Source organism: Granulicella pectinivorans (assembly GCF_900114625.1).
Taxonomy (GTDB): Bacteria; Acidobacteriota; Terriglobia; order Terriglobales; family Acidobacteriaceae; genus Edaphobacter; species Edaphobacter pectinivorans.
In genome coordinates, this window is the sequence record NZ_FOZL01000001.1 from 16,201 (window position 1) to 32,654 (window position 16,454).

Consider the following 16,454-nt stretch of genomic DNA (forward strand, 5'->3'; position numbering starts at 1 on the left):
GTTTCTCGCGATGCCCTATGCCTGTTGGGTAAATCGCGTTTTCGTCTGTTGAAAAGGTTCGGATCACGGCAGGAAAAAGCGTCCCGTTGCAACGGGAATGGTGCGTCCACCGACGAACACTTTTGTGACGGCTCCGTTGAGAAGTGTTGCGCGGGTGTGAATTTCACTGGGCCGTAACATCTCGATTCCCTGTTCCAAAAGGGTTAGCTCGCCGGAGGGGGCGGCACCGTGTTGGACGAGGAAGGCGATGGTGCAGCCGGATGCGGAACCGGTGGCGGGGTCTTCTCCGTTGTAGAACTGCATGCGGGCGTGCCATTGGGCTCGACTTCCCTGCTCGGTGCGGGTGATGCAGTGGAAGAATTTGGCGTCGGAGGCGTCGAGGTAGGGCTGGGCCTTGCCCTGGGGGATCTTGAGGCGTCTTGCGACTTCGAGCGAGCGCAGGGGCACGATGCAGAAGGCCATGCCGGTGGAGACGGTTTGGATGGGCAGGGTGGGGTCGAGGTCGGCTGCGGTGAGGCCGATGGCTGCGGCGACGGCTGCGGGGTCGTGTACGGCACCGAAGGTAGGGTTGGGCTGGTGCATGGTGCCGAAGACGCCGGGGCGCGCCGGGTCGGAGGGATCGAAGCGGACGGGAACCTGGCCCACGCCGAGTTCGAGGGTGATGGTCTCGGCGTTGCGGAAGATGGGGTGGTGTTCGTGGATCCAGCTTGCGGTGCCGAGGGTGGGGTGGCCGGCGAAGCGGAGCTCTTCCTCGGTGGTGAAGATGCGGACGCGGACGCCCTGGGCGCGCTCGGTGGCCTCGTCGCGAGGGAGGATGAAGGTGGTCTCGGAGAGGTTGGTTTCGCGGGCGAGCGCCTGCATTTCGGCGGTGGTGAGGCCGGTAGCATCGTGGAAGATGGCGAGCATGTTGCCTTCGAGGGGGCGCTCGGCGAAGACGTCGACCTGGGTGTAGTCGAGGGTGCGCGGGGTTGACATGGGGAATCTCCGGGTCGTACAGTTTGAGGAACCGCAAGTGGGCACAACAGCCCCACGGCTAGCATAGCTGGCTGCGGTACAAAATTTTATGACGATGTCCATGACCAACTCGAACTCCACACGCTGCTGTTGCCGCTGCTGTGAGTTCGGGCTGCGTGGATGAGTCGAAACTTCGAAGGAAGCAAGCTTCGAACAAGGCCTCTGAAACCCACCCGACGCGCATGAGCAGGGTGGGTTTTTTACGTAGTTCATCTCACACGAGGAATGGAAACTTATGTCGCTCCGGATCAATGACACGGCTCCGAATTTTACGGCGGAGACCACGCAGGGCACGATCGATTTTCACGAGTTTGTAGGCGATAGCTACGTGGTGCTGTTCTCGCACCCGAAGGACTTTACGCCGGTCTGCACGACGGAGCTGGGCGCAGTGGCGACGCTCGAAGAGCAGTTTGCAAAGCGCGGCGTGAAGGTAATCGGCCTTTCGGTGGACAAGGTAAGCGACCATGGCAAGTGGGCTGAGGACATCAAGGACGTGAGCGGCGCGACGGTGAGCTTTCCGATCATCGGCGACTACGACCTGAAGGTGGCGAAGCTGTACGACATGCTGCCGGGCGATGAGGGAGATAGCTGCGAGGGACGCACGCCGGCGAACAACGCTCCGGTGCGCACGGTGTTTGTGGTTGGACCCGACAAAAAGATCAAGCTGACGCTGGCGTATCCGATGACGACGGGACGCAACTTCGACGAGATTCTGCGCGTGCTGGATTCGATTCAGTTGACGGCAAAGCACAAGGTGGCGACGCCGGCGAACTGGAAGCAGGGCGAAGACGTGATCATCACGGGCGCCGTCTCGAACGAAGAGGCGGACAAGATCTTCCCGGGATACAAGACGGTAAAGCCGTATCTGCGCACGACGGAACAGCCGAAGTAAGTACAATGATTTAACGCACCGTCGCGCAAGCTATGCGCGACGGCATGAGCACCGATGGCGAAGTGGCTAACGCGCTGGTCTGCAAAACCAGTATTCATGGGTTCAAATCCCATTCGGTGCTCCATCATTTCATGCAGTTGAAGGCCGCCCGGATGAGGGCGGCTTTTCTGCTGTAGGGGCACATGCAGGGACCAGGACTCTTCGGCACCGACGTTGCCTGTCGTTGTATGGTGGAGAGGTTCTTTCCCCGGAGCTGGCCAGCGTTGCCGAGTACACGCCGTATCTTTCTGGAACAAGCCGCGTCCATGGCGATTGCGCAAGCGATGCCTGGGATGAAGAGGCTGCAGGCACCGCAGAGCGCGCTCACTCCGCTGCGGACGCTGGCGCTTGCTCCGTTTGTGGATGCACTGCCTCTGCCAGAGATCGTGCGGAACACGGGGCTACCAGTGACGCTGACCATGCGGGAGATTCGCGCCAAGGTGCATCGCGATGTGCCGGCTACGCGGATGTGGAGCTACGGGCCTGCGGCGATGGCTCCGCTGGTGGAGACGCGGGCGCGGCAGCCGCTGACGATCCGGTGGGTGAACAACCTGCCTGCGAAGCACTTTCTGCCGATCGATTATTCGTTGCATGGATCGGGGCACGATGTTCCGGAGGTGCGGGCGGCGGTACATCTGCATGGGGCGAAGACGGCCTCGAAGGACGATGGATATCCGGAGGACTGGTTTGTGCCCGGTCAGTCGCGGACGTGCCACTATCCGATGGATCAGGAGGCGACCGCGCTGTGGTTTCACGACCATGCGATGGGGATCAACCGGCTGAATACGTATGCGGGACTGTTTGGGATGCTCCTGGTGCGGGACGAGGTGGAAGACGCCCTGCAACTTCCGAGTGGAGCATATGAGGTTCCGCTGATCCTTTACGACAGGGACTTTTTAGCCGATGGCGAGCTGCTCTATGACGTCTCGGGCGACCCGGCGAAGCCATGGATTCCGGAGTTTTCGGCGGATGGGATCCTGGTGAATGGCAAGATTCGCCCTTATCTGGAGGTCGAACCGCGGATATACCGGTTCCGCGTGGTGAATGTGGCGAACAGCCGCTTCTTTCAGCTTTCGTTGTCGGATGGCCAGGCATTTTGGCAGATAGGGTGCGATCAGGGGCTGCTGGCTGCGCCGGTGGCACAACATAGCGTTGTGCTTGGCTGCGCGGAGAGGGCGGACCTGCTTGTGGACTTCAGCGGTCTTGCTGGGAAGACGACGCATCTGCGGACGGGGGCGTTCGATATCGTGCAGTTTCGCGTGAAGGGGCAGGCGGCGGTCGCGCATAAACCGGTGCCCAGGGTGCTGCGGAGCATTGCGCGGACTCCCGAATCGGAGGCGGTGACGACGCGCACGATTACGCTGCACGACTACAAGGACGATGTGGACCGCTCCATGGTGATGCTGCTGAATCGCAAACACTGGCATGAGCCGACGACGGAGTTTCCGAAGCTGCATACGGCGGAGATCTGGGAGTTCGTGAACCTTACGGACGATACGCATCCGATGCATCTGCACCTGGTGCGCTTCCAGATACTCGACCGGAGGCCGTTCGATACGACCGCGTACCTGATGGAGAAGACGCTCCGTTTTACGGGGCAGGCGGAGGCTCCGGCGGCCCATGAGATGGGCTGGAAGGATGTGGTGCAGTGCCCGCCGGGGCTGGTGACGCGGATCATCGTGCGGTTTGAGGGGTATGCGGGGAGGTATCTGTACCACTGCCACATTCTGGAGCACGAGGCGAACGACATGATGCGTCCGTTTGAGGTGGTCGTTTAGCGGAACTTTCGACAGGATGCTTACGTTCCTTGGTAGAGCGGAGTCCGATCCGCATCAGGATTTCATCGTGAGGCTGTTCCGATGTCGAGTCTTCTCCGGAATCTCCGCTACAGTGTGCGCATGCTTTGGAAGAGCCCCGGGTTAACGTTGACGGTGCTGCTGACCCTCGCGCTTGGGATTGGCGCGAATACGGCGATCTTTACCGTGGACTACGCTACGCTGCTGGCACCGATGCCGTATCCGCAGCCGGAGCAGTTGGTGGTGGTCTGGTCGAAGATCAAGACGTACCATAACGGGATTTCGGCCGGCGACTATACGGACTGGAAGAACCAGGCGCACTCGTTCTCGACGCTGAGCGCTTTTACAGGCGCATCGTTCAATATTGCGAGCAAGGAAGAACCAGAGAATATCGATGGGCGCGAGGTGACCGTCGGCTACTACAACATGATGGGACGGCCGTTCTTCCTGGGGCGTGACTTTCTGCCGGAGGAGGGGGTGGCGGGCAAGGACCATGTCGTCATCCTGACGCATAAGCTGTGGGCACACCTTGGGGGCGACAGCAAGATTCTCGGCACCGCGATGCGTTTGAATGGCGAGCCCTATACCGTCGTGGGCGTGCTGCCACCGGGGCTGGACGATCGCTCTGACGAGCAGCTTGCCGTGCCGCTGGTCTTCAAGCCGGAACAACTGAACCATGACTTTCACTGGTTGCTGTCGATCGGGCGGTTGAAACCCGGCGTGACCATCCAGCAGGCGCAGGCGGACATGGATGCGGTGACGGCGAATATCGCCAAGGCGTATCCGAAGAGCAACCAGGGGTGGGGCTCGTTTGTAGAACCGTTGAAGAATGACTTTCTGCCGAGCGAGCGGAAACAGACACTATGGCTTCTGCTGGGAGCGGTGGCGTTCATTCTGCTGATTGCGTGCGTGAATGTAGCGAACCTGCTGCTGGCGCGAGGCATGGCGCGCCAGAAGGAACTCGCGGTCCGCTCCGCGCTGGGTGCGAGCCGGCGCACGATCTTTGTGCAGTTGCTGACGGAGTCGCTTCTGCTGGCGCTTACGGGAGGCCTGCTTGGCGTGGGTGCCGGATACGCGATGCTGCGTGCGCTGATCGCGATTATGCCGAAGGGCACGCTGCCTTCGGAGGCAGATCTGCAACTGAACCTGCCGATTCTTGGCTTCACGCTGGTTGCCACGACGCTGGCCGGGGTTCTCTTCGGTTCAGCGCCTGCGTGGTACGCGTCGCGGATCGACCCGGGTGAGGCATTGAAAGAAGGCGGCCGGACGGGAACGGCCGCGGGGCGCCATCGGTTGCGGCAGTCGCTGGTGGTGGGCGAGTTCGCGCTGGCACTGGCGCTGCTCTCCGGCGCAGGGCTGGCGATTCATTCGTTCCTGAACCTGTTGAAGGTCGACCTGGGGATGAATACGGACCATGTGCTGACGTTCTTTCTGAATGTTCCGGACTCGCGGCCCAAAGACCCCGAAAAGATCACCGCGTACTACCACCAGATGCTGGCCTCGATCGATTCCGTGCCAGGGGTGACGGCGACCGCGGCGTCGACTGGGCTTCCGCTGTACGGGGCGGGTTTCGGGATGCCCTTCACGATCGTGGGAAAGCCTGCCTTCAACGATCCCTCGCTACGTCCCAATACGGAATACGGCATGGTGACACCTGGATTCTTCAAGACGTTCGGCGTGAAGATCACTTCGGGGCGCGCGATCAGCGATCAGGACACGACTAACTCGGTTAAGGTCGCGGTGGTCAATGAAGACTTTGTGAAGAAGTATCTGAAGGACGCCGATCCGCTGCAGACGAGGATCTCCGTGGAGGAACTGATTCCCGGCGTGACGAAGCTGGGCCCGCCGCAGGAGTGGCAGATTGTTGGGGTGTACCACACTGTTAAGGCGCGCGACAGCAAGGACGGTCGGCCCGAGATGCGGATTCCCTTCTTTCAGATTCCATGGCCGGGTGCGGGTATCGGCGTGCGGACGGCGGGTGATCCTGCGGCGATGGTGAAGTCCATCGCGGCCGCCGTGCATCGCGTGGATCCTGAAGTTGCCGTCGCCTTTCCACGGACCATGGACGAGATCCACGACAATGTTCTGTCGAATGATCGTTTCACGCTGACGTTGTTTGTCTGTTTCGCGGTGGTGGCGCTGCTGCTGGCGGCTCTGGGCGTGTACGGCGTGATGTCGTTCTCGGTGGCGCAGAGGAAGCATGAGATTGCACTGCGCATGGCACTGGGTTCACGGCGCAGCGGTGTCGTTGCGCTGATCGTGCGCGAGGGGCTGACGCTGGCCGGCATTGGACTCGGGCTTGGCCTGGTGGGAGCTTACTTTGTGGGGCGCAGCATGCAGACCACGCTGTATGGCGTGGGCAAGCTGGACCTCTCCGTGTTTGCTTCGGTGGCAGCGCTGCTGCTGACGTCGGCGGTGATCGCGTGTGTGGTGCCAGCGCGGAGGGCGGCTTCGGTGCAGCCGATGCAGGCGCTACGGTCGGAGTAGGTAGCCGCACTTCAAGCAGAGAGACTGCGGGGCTGCGCCTTGCTTTTAGAGCGGGAGGGACTGCTTGGCGATCCGCACGATGCGTTGCAGTTCGGCCGGAGTAGACCCGTTGGCGGCCTGGACGCCTATGCCGGTGAGGATGGTGGAGATGTACCGGGCGAAATCCGCTGGGGCGAGGTGGGCGGGGAGGTCGCCTTCGTCGTGGGCGCGTTGGAAGCGCTCTGCGAGGAGGGATTCGCCCTGGCGGCGGAGGTCGATCATGGCCTGCTTCATCTCCGCGGCTTCAGTGCCGGTGGCTAACGCGCCCTGGACCGAAAGACAGCCACGGGGGTTGGCAGAGTCGGAGAGCAGGTCCATGGAGCCTTCGAGCAGGGCGTCGATGACCTCGCGGGCAGTTGGCTTCGCCAGGGCTTTGGGGATATAGGACATCGGGCCTTCGAAGTAGAGAGCGAGGGCGCGGCGGAAGAGGGATTGCTTGTCGCCGAAGGTGGCGTACATGCTGGAACGATTGATGCCCATGGCCGTGGTGAGGTCGGCGAGCGTGGCACCTTCGTACCCCTTCTCCCAGAAGACGCGCATGGCTTTTTCCAGCGCGGCGTCCTCGCAGAAGCATCGGGGACGGCCCATCTTTATTTCGACGGCGGTCTCAGCAGCAGATTGTGGGGTCTCGTGCGGCATCTCGCTTCCTTGTTGTTTTCCACTAGATTAGATGAATTTCTGGAACGATCTGTTCAAAGATGTTGCATCCTGTCCGTGGTGGATACATCTGAAACGTGCGGTACAAAATAAGGATCACCAGGGAGATTCGATATGGCAGGCAAACTGGAAGGCAAGATCGCGCTGGTTACGGGCGGCAACTCGGGCATTGGGCTGGCTACGGCGAAGCGTTTCGTCGATGAGGGGGCGTTCGTTTACATTACGGGGCGGCGTCAGCCGGAGCTGGATGCGGCGGTCGCGGCGATTGGACGCCAGGTGAAGGCGGTTCGGGCCGATGCTTCCAAGCTCGCGGATCTGGACGCGCTGTTTGCGCAAATCAAGCAGGAGAAGGGGCGGCTGGACGTGGTGTTCGTGAATGCCGGCGGCGGGACGTTCGCTCCGTTGGGCTCGATTACGGAGGAGCACTTCGACCAGATCTTCAATACGAATGTGAAGGGTCTATTGTTTACGGTGCAGGGCGCGCTGCCGCTGATTCCGGAGGGCGGATCGATCATTTTGAATGCTTCGATCGTGTCGATCAAGGGTATGCCGGCGTTCAGCGTGTACTCGGCGTCGAAGGCGGCGGTGCGGTCGTTTGCACGGACCTGGACGCAGGATCTGAAAGACAAGAAGATCCGCGTGAACGTGGTGAGCCCAGGACCGATTGCGACGCCGGGGGTGGATGGGCTGGCGCAGACGGAGGAGGAGCGTCAGGCGTTTTATGCGCAGATGGCTTCAATGGTGCCGATGGGTAGGGTGGGCGAGGCGGACGAGATCGCAAAGGCCGCGGTGTTCCTGGCTTGTGAGGACTCGAGCTTTGTGGCTGGGATCGAGTTGTTTGTGGATGGCGGCGCGGCGCAGGTTTAAACGGAGGTACAACTCAACACAACGAAGAGCGGAATACGTGCAGGTAAAAACCTGAACTATCCCACTCTTCGTTGTTCTTGCTTCGACTGTTTACATCGTTCTGCGTGGGGGCTGAATCGAGAGGTAAGCGAGGCGCTTGATCTCCTTGCGCGCGCGGGAGAGAGTGTCCATGACCAACCCGCACACGAAGCTGAGGAACGAGATCATCACCATCGCAGCGCTCAGGATTGCGGTCGGAAGACGGGGTACGAGATGGGTCCTGTGGAACTCCAGGACCAACGGGAAGCCGAGAACCATCGCAGTGACGAAGACCACCAACGAGATGACGGTAAAGAACTGAAGCGGGCGCTCTTCCTTGATGAGGGTGACGATGGTGAGCAGGATACGCGCACCGTCTTTGTAGGTGCTCAACTTCGAGGAACTCCCTTCGGCGCGGTCGCGATACTGAGTCTCCATCTCGGCGAGAGGCATACGCAGTTCGAGTGCGTGGATGGTGAGTTCGGTCTCGGTCTCAAAGCCTGAGCTCAACGCAGGGAAGGTCTTGACGAAGCGCCGGCTGAAGACGCGGTAGCCGGAGAGCATATCGGTGATCCGGCTGCCGAAGACGAAACGTACGATGCCCGTGAGAGCCACGTTACCGAAGCGGTGTCCACGGCGATACGCCGCGACAATTTCTGTGACGCGGGTGCCGGTGACCATGTCGACGCACTCGCTATAGAGGAGATCAATCATGGCCTGAGCGCTGGCGGCATCGTAGGTGTCATCGCCATCGACGAGCACGTAGACGTCGGCATCGATATCGGAGAACATCCGGCGTACGACGTTGCCTTTACCCTGCAGGGTCTCCTGCGCGACGATGGCGCCGGCTGCCCTTGCCTTGGCCATGGTCTTGTCGGTGGAGTTGTTGTCGTACACGTAGATGGAGGCCGTGGGCAGAGCGATGGCGAAGCCGGATACGACGTTTCCAATCGCGACTTCCTCATTGTGGCAAGGGATCAAAACGGCGATCCGAGGCGAGTGATCGGCCACGCGAGTAACGGCGGGAGTGAGGTTTGCGTTTGTCTCCGGCATTTGAGACTAGGTTACACCGGCTTTGTCAAATCGCTGTGTAATATTGACGATATGGATCTTCCACAGATTGTAGTAGGCTCCGGTCCGGCGGGAGTTTCTGTCTCCAAGGCGTTACTGGAGAGGGGATATAGCGTGTGGATGCTGGATGGTGGTTCCACGCTTGAACCTGAAAAGGCTGCGAAACTGGTGGAACTTGGGAGCCTGCCTTCCGCGGAGTGGCCAGGCAAAGCAAGCCTATGGATGCGCGAGGGAACGAAGGCTGGCGTGAAGGGCCTGTTGAAGCTGACCTACGGTTCTGACTTCCCATACAAGAAGATGCCCGGTGCGACGCCGATGACGAGTGAAGGCGTGTACGTGCAGTACTCCATGGGTAAAGGTGGACTGAGCGCGACATGGGGCACGGCTGTGATGCCGTATCGCCAGAGCGATATCGAAGACTGGCCGTTGACCGTGAAGGAGCTTGAACCCCACTATCGCGCGGTGTTGGACTTTATGCCCGTGGCACAGGGCGTGGACGGCCTGGAAGAGGACTTCCCCACCTTCAAGCCCACGCAACCCATGCCTCTGGGACCGCAGGGGAAGCAGCTTTGGGACAGCCTGAGTGTGCATAACAGCGAACTGCGGGAACACGGGATTAAATTCGGACAGTCGCGGCTCGCGATCAATCAGCCGGGTCATGGCGCTCCGGGACCTTGCCAACTGTGTGCGCTGTGCATGTACGGGTGTCCGTATGGATTGCTTTACTCGTCGGCACAGACGGTCGATGAGCTTAAGGAGCATCCGAACTTTCGCTATATGCCGGGATACACGGTCCAGCGCGTGGATGAGACGGACGAGGGCGTCTCCGTGAACGCTGTGTTGTCGGATGGGAGGACACAGATTCTTCAAGGCGATCGGGCTTTTCTCGCAGCCGGTGTCATCGCCTCCACGGCGATCGTGCTTCGGTCGATCGAAGCTTACGATAAGCCGGTCACCTTTCGTGACTCGCACTACTTCATGATGCCGATGCTGAGTCTGCGTGGCGCGCCTGGGTTTGAGCGCGGCCACTTACAGACGATGTCACAGATATTCCTGGAGATTATGGACGACCGCGTAAGTCGCTACTCCACTCATCTCCAGATCTATACCTATAGCGACTTATTCGAACAACCGATCCACACGATGCTGGGCATGCTGGGCCCTCTGGCCAGGCTCTTTCCGTGGAAGGCGGTTCTGTCGCGGCTTACGATTGTGCAGGCTTTTATGCACTCCTCGGACTCACCCGGTTTTACGGGTATCCTCGAGCGCGATGGCGAGTCGGATCGTCTGCGTCTGATCGCCGAGGAGCGGCCAGAGACCACGAGCTTGGTGAAGACGTTGCTCAAGAAGCTGAGCGCGATTCGCGGGTTGACGGGCATGATACCGGTTGGGCCCATGATGGAACGCGGTGAGCCTGGCCGCGGATTCCACACCGGAGGAACGTTCCCCATGGCGCATGAACCGAAGGGATTCGAGAGCGATCTGCTGGGAAGGCCCGCTGGGCTGAAGAGGGTTCACGTTGTGGATTCGAGCGTACTGCCTTCCATCGCGGGAACCACCATCACCTACACTGTGATGGCGAACGCACACCGGATCGGCACACACGCCGGTGCATAAGCCCAGGAGGCTGAGATGAATGGAGTGTGTGCTGTAACGGGGGCGAACGGTTATGTCGGTTCCCATATTGCAGCGTTGCTGGCGAGCCACTTCGCCGTGGTTCCGATGGGCCGGAAGGCCGGATCCGAGGGCATCGTGTGGCAGATGGGCGACAACGGCGTGGGTGAGGCTCTACGCAGCCATGGTGTGACAGCGCTGGTCCATAGCGCATGGGACATGACGCAGACCGACGCTATGCTGAGCTGGGAGACAAACGTGGAGGGCACACGCAGTCTGATTGCCGAGGCAAAGGCAGCGGGCGTCGAACGGATCGTCTTCATTTCGACGATATCCTGCTTTGAAGAGGCTCGCTCCAACTACGGAAAGACCAAGCTGGCCGCGGAGAAGATCGTCATCGATGCGGGTGGGACGGTGATTCGTCCGGGGCTCGTGTGGGGAGAGAGAGCGGGCGGCATGTTTGGGTCGCTGCGGAAGCAGGTGAGCGGCGGAGGGGTGGTGCCGATGGTAGGCAGCGGCCTGTATACGCAGTTTCTGGTTCACGAAGAAGATCTTGCCGCAGCGGTGCTGCGTGCCCTCGAAGACGACCGCTTTTCAGGAAGAGTGCTGACGGTGGCGCATCCGAAGCCATGGATGCTGCGCGACCTGGTGCTTCGTATCGCGAGTGAGGAAGGCAAACAGGTGAAGCTGGTCAGTGTGCCGTGGCGTTTTGTCTACTTCGCCTTGAAGAGCGCCGAGAAGATAGGGCTGAAGCTGAGCTTTCGCTCCGACAGCCTGCTCAGCATGGTCTACTCCAACCCCAAACCAGCCTTTTCCGACGATATCCCTGTCCGTAGCTTTAGCTGATCGGATTCTTGCTGTTGCACTCGAAGCAGCGCTCTTCCGACTTGGAGTTCCTCATGGTCTCTCATTCTGTCTCCGGTTCCGCGAGCGCTCCGATAAAGCGCATCACGGGTTTTGCGATCGTGATCGCGGGATGGCTCGTCTGTCTTTTTCTGACCTCGCACATCCGTCAATTCCCGCACTTCGGCATGGACTATCTTTCGATCTACAGCAGCAGCCGATGCCTTCTGGATGGATGCAATCCCTATCACGGCGACGAGACCCGGGCCGCGTTCCTCGCACATGGCGGGACCCAGGCTGAAGCGGAAGCGAACGATCTGGCGCACAAGGGCGTGTTCGCGCCGTACTATGCCGGCTATCCTCCGACCTCATTGTTCTACTTCATGCCGCTGGCAGCTCTTCCATGGCAGCTCTCGTGGCATGTATGGATGGTGCTGTCCCTGACGCTTTACGGGCTGACAGCTCTGTTGTTCGCCGGGCTTTGTTCGGACTACTCGCCTCTTGCGGCGAACTTGTGCCTGGCGTGCTTCCTCGCGATGCATATCTACGGGGTCTTTCTCTTGCAGCCGACCTACCTGATCGCCGCGCTGTGCTGCCTGGGGATCTGGTCGCTGTTGCAGGGGCGGTTCGTTCCGGCAGGAATCCTCTGCTATGCCCTTTCGCTCGCTCTCAAGCCGCATCTCGGGGCCTTCGCGCTGCTGTACTTCCTGCTGGCGTCCCCTGTCTCTCGCAAGCGGGCCCTTCAGGTCGTGGGCGTGACGATTCTGCTTTGCGTTCCCGCCGTGGTGTGGGCGGCCAACCACGATGGAACACGGCACTGGACACAGGATTACAGCATCAACGTCAAGGGCGTGGCGTCACGCGGTCATTTGAGCGATCCAGGGCCGACCGGCAACGGCGAGCCGAGCCAGATCGCCGATCTGCAGACGATCGTCAGCATCTTTCGCAACGATCCTGCGTTCTACAACCCGGTGGTCTGGGGCTTCAGCCTGGTGCTTCTGGGGGCTTGGCTGTATCCGGCGCTGCGTTTGGCTCCGAACCGGGAGAAGGACTTGCTTTGCCTCGCCGCTATTGTCACCTTCAGCCTTCTGCCCATCTACCACCGGGTGTACGACTCGACGATTCTTCTGGCCGCCTTCCCGGCGATCGCTCTCATGCTCAAGAAAGCACCGCGATGGGGTGTTGTGGGTGCCTGCCTGAGTCTCATGCTCGCCCTGGCCATCTCGCCGAACTATTTCAAGTACGTGGTGCCTGTGCTCCGGAGGTTGTTTGGAGCTGCTTCAGGCGGCAATGCGTTCATGGGCCTGGCGGAGCGGCCGCTTGCGATGTCATTGCTGGCTCTGACGGTCTTCTTCCTGGTCGCGCTTTACAGGATTCCGCAACAGCTCTCCCTGGCGAGCGGGGCGGCGCCTGAGGCGTGAGAGTGACGCCGGGTCCGCCCGATGGAAGGATCGCGATTTTTGGGAAGCAAGGCGAATCTTCGCTAAAAATCACGGCAACCGGGGCGATCCGGGTTCAAAAACGGCCGATAAGGAAAGATACCGGGGCTTTACGTAACCTTCGGAGCTAAACACCGCGTCTGCTTGGGTGTACCCCAGAGCGCGAGCGTTGAGCCGCATCTGTCGTATCCGAAGTACAGGCTCCGGACCCGTATCGTAAGGATTTCTGTCTACACTGTTTCGGTGGCAGACGGTACATTGATGCAATACGGCACGCTGTATTTTGGATGTTGGCAGATTGCGAAGTCCCGGTTCCATGTGGAGCCAGGAGGAGACCGCTGTGAAGAGATTTTTCGCTTTGTTTGTGCTTGCCGCCGGTTGCAGGATGGGCCTGGGGCAGGCGTCGCCAACCGCAACGCGTCTTGCCGATTTGCAGCTTGGAGGGTCGTACTCCTATGCCAACCCAGACTATGGATCGGTGAATCTAAACGGTTACGGTTTGTATGGGGACCTAGATTTGCGGTATCACCTTGGGATCGAGATCGATTTTCACCAGCTTTCCGGGATCGATCCGATTCTGTATGAACGGACGTACGAGATCGGGCCGCGATTCAGCTATCCGATTCGCGATCGTTTCGTCCCGTATGTCAAGGGTATGTATGGACGCGGGGTCTTCAACTTTCCCGGGTATGCGTCGAACGGATCGGGCAGCGTGCAGGAGGTAGCGGTGGCGAATCTGGCGTACAACATCTATACAGCAGGTGGCGGACTGGATATCAAGGTCCTGCCGGGTATGAATGTGCGTGTGGCCGACATCGAATACCAGCGTTGGGGAGCGTTTCCCCCGAAGGCGATTATGCCGGTGGTCTTCTCGTTCGGCGTGGCATACCACTTTCATGGAGGCGACCGGTACGGCCGATGAATATTACCCACACCATCCCCGCGTACGGCATCCCTGCTCCGGAAGGAACCGCTGGCGATCAGGCCACGACAGCCATCCGGAGCCAGGGAGTTCTCGAGTTGCAGGACATCGACGTGCTGGTGAAGAACTACCGGGCGCGGATCCTGCGCTTTGTGACGTTTTCTACGGGCGATCCCGATTTGGCGGAGACGCTGACGCAGGACTGCCTGTTGAAGGCATGGAACGCCCGGGCGAGCTTTCGCGCCGAGTGCAGCTTGAACACGTGGCTAACGAGCATTGCGCTGAACCTGGTGCGGGATCACCAGAGGACGCAGAAGTTCAAGTTCTGGAAGCAGGCGAAGGCGACGGCGGTGGATGTGAGCGACGTCGCGTCGTTTGTGGCGACCGATGAGACGAGCGCGGACAAGCGTTTGATCGCGCGGGAGCAGGTCGGGCGGCTGTCGGGCATTCTCGAGACGCTGTCCATGAATCAACGCACGGCTTTCCTGATGAAGTTCTCCGATGACATGAATTTGGAGGAGATTTCGAAGGCCATGAACATGCCGGTGAATACGGTCAAGACTCATCTGCACCGCGCTCTGAAGGCGGTGCGGACTCAACTGGGAGCCAAGCCATGACGAATACCTTGCAATTTGGTCATCTTACGGAAGAAGATCTGGACGATGTGCTGATCGGCTGCGCAAGCGACGACGCTTTGCTGCATGCAGCCGAATGCGAGGCGTGCGGCGCGCAGATTCTGGCGTTTCAGTCTTCGATGACCACCTTCAATACGGGGACGATGGCCTGGGCTCAGGCGAAGTCGAATACGGTGTCGCGGGATCTTTCTGCGGCACAACTCTCGAACGCGAGCCAGCCGATGCGTTGGTCGGTAGGCGTGGCGACGATGGCGGCCATGGCGTGCGTGCTGACGGTTGGGCTGCATCGTGGTCCTGCGGGCGTGGATGTGGTGCAGGCTCCGGTGGAGCAGTCCTCCGCCGTGAGCAATGAGCAGGAGATCGCCGCGGATAACGATCTGCTGGAGGCGATCAACTCCGAGATGAGAACAACCGTTCCGGCTCCGCTGCAGTCGTTTCGCCATGCGAGCGTGCGGATGGCCGGCAGCCCTCGGAATTCCGTGAATGAGGTGCAGAACTAATGTTTGGCCACCTTCGTTTTCGATGCCTGACGCTGGCGGCAGCGATGGTCGCGAGCGCGTCGCTGGCTGCCGCGCAGGGCGGGCATGGCGGCGGCGGGGGCATGGGGAGGGGACCGTTTGGCGGAGGGGGAAATATTCCGCTATCGCAGAATCTGCGGTCGGTACCGCCTCCTTCGAGCCGCGGGGATATCGGCAGCACGATGAGGGGCGGGCTGCAGCTGGGGCCTCCGGGTCGCTGGTGGGATGACAAGCAGTTTGCGCGGTCGCTGGGTCTGGATACAGGGCAGCAGCACCGGATGGACGACGCCTTCAATGCGAGCAAACCGACGCTGGTGAAGCTGTACAAGACGCTGCAGCACGAGGAATCGCAACTGGAGAAGCTAACGAAGGGTAAAAACCCGGACGAGACGCAGATCTTCCAGCAGATCGACCGGGTGACGCAGGCCAAGGGCGAGGTCGAAAAGGCGTACGCGCATATGGAGCTCGCGATCCGCAAAGAGATGACGGACGACCAGATTGCGCGGCTGGATGACCGTCGGGTGCTGGAGTAAGGCAGGGATTAGGGATTCAAGGCAAAAGAAAGGCGGGGTAAGTGCAAGCAAATGCTTGGACTTATCCCGCCTTCGTTCTGACTCTCGTTACGCCTTGCTTTGGCTTATTCGGCCTTCTTTTCAAACGCCAGCGAGGCGCTGTTGATGCAATAGCGCTGGCCGGTGGGAGCGGGGCCGTCGGGGAAGACGTGACCGAGGTGGCCACCGCAGGCGGTACAGGTGGCTTCGACGCGGCGCATCCCGTAGCTCTTGTCCTCGTGGAGGGTGATCGCTCCGGGGTTGATGGGATCCCAGAAGCTGGGCCAGCCGCTGCCGGACTCGAACTTCGTTCCAGAGGGGAAGAGCTCAGCACCGCAGGCTCCGCAGCGGTAGATGCCGTCGTCGTGGTTGTTGACGAGGGCTCCGGTGAAGGCGCGCTCGGTGCCCTTCTCGCGCAGGATGTAGTACTGGTCGGGGGTGAGGATCTCGCGCCACTCCGCGTCCGTCTTTTCGACTTTCTTGATCGTCTCAGGCATTGGGAATCTCTCCTTGGTATTGGATGCGGGACGTTACATTCCGGTTCTCAGGAGCCACGCCAGGAGCCGAGTAGAGCCACCTGGAAGACAGAGCAACGGCGAGAGAGGAAGCTTCTTGTTGCAAAGAGCTTTCTTTACTTGGCGATGCACTCGATCTCGACCAGCACACCTTTTGGCAGGCCGGCGACGGCGACGGTGGAACGGGCCGGGGGGACGACACCCTCGGGAGCGAGGTAGGTGGCGTAGATCGCGTTCATAGCGGCGAAGTCGCTCATGCTCTGGAGAAAGACGGTGGTTTTGATGACGTTCTCGAGGCCGAGTCCCGCTTCGGCGAGGACGGCCTTGAGGTTTTCGAGGACTCGTACGGTCTGCTCTTCGATGCCGCCGGCGACGACTTCGCCCGTTTTTGGGTCGAGTCCGATTTGACCGGAGGTGAAGAGCAGGTCGCCGATGCGGATGGCCTGCGAGTAGGGGCCGATGGCGGCTGGGGCGTCGGGGGTGGCGATTGCGGTCTTGTTCGACATAGGCTCATTCTCGCCCGGGTCCGTGAGTTTG

The 16,454-nt window shown here is 60.5% G+C and carries 16 protein-coding genes and 1 tRNA gene; 12 read left to right on the top strand and 5 right to left on the bottom strand.

Going from position 1 to position 16,454, the window contains the following annotated elements; translation table 11 throughout:
• Window positions 1-63: 63 nt before the first annotated feature.
• The gene (locus BM400_RS00080; protein ID WP_089835475.1) at window positions 64-975 is read right to left on the bottom strand and encodes a PhzF family phenazine biosynthesis protein; all 912 of its coding nucleotides are present in this window, start codon (window positions 973-975) and stop codon (window positions 64-66) included.
• Between the two features lie 274 nt (window positions 976-1,249).
• On the opposite strand from BM400_RS00080, the gene BM400_RS00085 reads away from it, so the two are divergent.
• The 4 genes from BM400_RS00085 to BM400_RS00100 all read left to right on the top strand — a co-directional run bounded on the left by BM400_RS00085 (window position 1,250) and on the right by BM400_RS00100 (window position 6,228).
• A complete protein-coding gene (locus tag BM400_RS00085; RefSeq protein ID WP_089835477.1) occupies window positions 1,250-1,906 on the top strand; it encodes a peroxiredoxin in 657 nt (218 codons plus the stop codon).
• Window positions 1,907-1,954: 48 nt separating this feature from the next.
• Window positions 1,955-2,030, top strand: a tRNA-Cys gene (locus tag BM400_RS00090).
• A 139-nt stretch (window positions 2,031-2,169) separates the two neighbouring features.
• On the top strand, window positions 2,170-3,723 hold the full coding sequence (locus BM400_RS00095) for a multicopper oxidase family protein (protein WP_245781597.1): 1,554 nt from the start codon (window positions 2,170-2,172) through the stop codon (window positions 3,721-3,723).
• 81 nt (window positions 3,724-3,804) lie between these two features.
• Window positions 3,805-6,228: an ABC transporter permease gene (locus tag BM400_RS00100; RefSeq protein WP_089835479.1), complete on the top strand. Its 2,424-nt coding sequence runs from the start codon at window positions 3,805-3,807 to the stop codon at window positions 6,226-6,228.
• Between the two features lie 45 nt (window positions 6,229-6,273).
• On the opposite strand, the gene BM400_RS00105 is transcribed toward BM400_RS00100, so the two are convergent.
• Window positions 6,274-6,906, bottom strand: coding sequence for a TetR/AcrR family transcriptional regulator (locus BM400_RS00105; RefSeq protein WP_217644052.1), 633 nt, complete (start codon window positions 6,904-6,906; stop codon window positions 6,274-6,276).
• Window positions 6,907-7,038: 132 nt separating this feature from the next.
• Between BM400_RS00105 and BM400_RS00110 the strand changes: the two genes are divergently transcribed.
• Window positions 7,039-7,791: an SDR family oxidoreductase gene (locus tag BM400_RS00110; protein ID WP_089835481.1), complete on the top strand. Its 753-nt coding sequence runs from the start codon at window positions 7,039-7,041 to the stop codon at window positions 7,789-7,791.
• A gap of 90 nt (window positions 7,792-7,881) precedes the next feature.
• Here the strand turns inward: BM400_RS00110 and BM400_RS00115 are convergent, their stop codons facing one another.
• Complete coding sequence (locus tag BM400_RS00115) at window positions 7,882-8,862, bottom strand: glycosyltransferase family 2 protein (RefSeq protein WP_089835483.1); 981 nt, start codon at window positions 8,860-8,862, stop codon at window positions 7,882-7,884.
• Between the two features lie 51 nt (window positions 8,863-8,913).
• On the opposite strand from BM400_RS00115, the gene BM400_RS00120 reads away from it, so the two are divergent.
• The 7 genes from BM400_RS00120 (at window position 8,914) to BM400_RS00150 (ending at window position 15,384) form a co-directional block, all read left to right on the top strand.
• Complete coding sequence (locus BM400_RS00120) at window positions 8,914-10,497, top strand: GMC oxidoreductase (protein ID WP_089835485.1); 1,584 nt, start codon at window positions 8,914-8,916, stop codon at window positions 10,495-10,497.
• A gap of 15 nt (window positions 10,498-10,512) precedes the next feature.
• Window positions 10,513-11,340 (top strand): NAD-dependent epimerase/dehydratase family protein, encoded by an 828-nt coding sequence (locus BM400_RS00125; RefSeq protein ID WP_089835487.1) that lies wholly within the window; start codon window positions 10,513-10,515, stop codon window positions 11,338-11,340.
• A gap of 53 nt (window positions 11,341-11,393) precedes the next feature.
• Window positions 11,394-12,758, top strand: coding sequence for a glycosyltransferase family 87 protein (locus BM400_RS00130; RefSeq protein WP_141223752.1), 1,365 nt, complete (start codon window positions 11,394-11,396; stop codon window positions 12,756-12,758).
• Between the two features lie 358 nt (window positions 12,759-13,116).
• Complete coding sequence (locus BM400_RS00135) at window positions 13,117-13,698, top strand: porin family protein (RefSeq protein WP_141223753.1); 582 nt, start codon at window positions 13,117-13,119, stop codon at window positions 13,696-13,698.
• Window positions 13,695-14,315, top strand: coding sequence for an RNA polymerase sigma factor (locus tag BM400_RS00140; RefSeq protein WP_089835493.1), 621 nt, complete (start codon window positions 13,695-13,697; stop codon window positions 14,313-14,315). Before BM400_RS00135 ends, BM400_RS00140 begins: the two co-directional genes overlap by 4 nt.
• Complete coding sequence (locus tag BM400_RS00145) at window positions 14,312-14,833, top strand: hypothetical protein (protein WP_089835494.1); 522 nt, start codon at window positions 14,312-14,314, stop codon at window positions 14,831-14,833. Before BM400_RS00140 ends, BM400_RS00145 begins: the two co-directional genes overlap by 4 nt.
• Window positions 14,833-15,384, top strand: coding sequence for a periplasmic heavy metal sensor (locus BM400_RS00150; RefSeq protein ID WP_089835496.1), 552 nt, complete (start codon window positions 14,833-14,835; stop codon window positions 15,382-15,384). The genes BM400_RS00145 and BM400_RS00150 overlap by 1 nt, the downstream gene beginning before the upstream one ends.
• Window positions 15,385-15,488: 104 nt before the next feature.
• On the opposite strand, the gene msrB is transcribed toward BM400_RS00150, so the two are convergent.
• Together msrB and BM400_RS00160 are read right to left on the bottom strand one after the other, a co-directional pair.
• Window positions 15,489-15,899 carry a peptide-methionine (R)-S-oxide reductase MsrB gene (gene msrB / locus BM400_RS00155; RefSeq protein ID WP_089835498.1) on the bottom strand — a complete coding sequence of 137 codons (411 nt, stop codon included), beginning with the start codon at window positions 15,897-15,899 and terminating at the stop codon, window positions 15,489-15,491.
• Between the two features lie 134 nt (window positions 15,900-16,033).
• Window positions 16,034-16,423, bottom strand: a complete 390-nt coding sequence (locus tag BM400_RS00160) for a RidA family protein (protein WP_089835500.1) — start codon at window positions 16,421-16,423, stop codon at window positions 16,034-16,036.
• Between the last annotated feature and the right edge of the window lie 31 nt (window positions 16,424-16,454).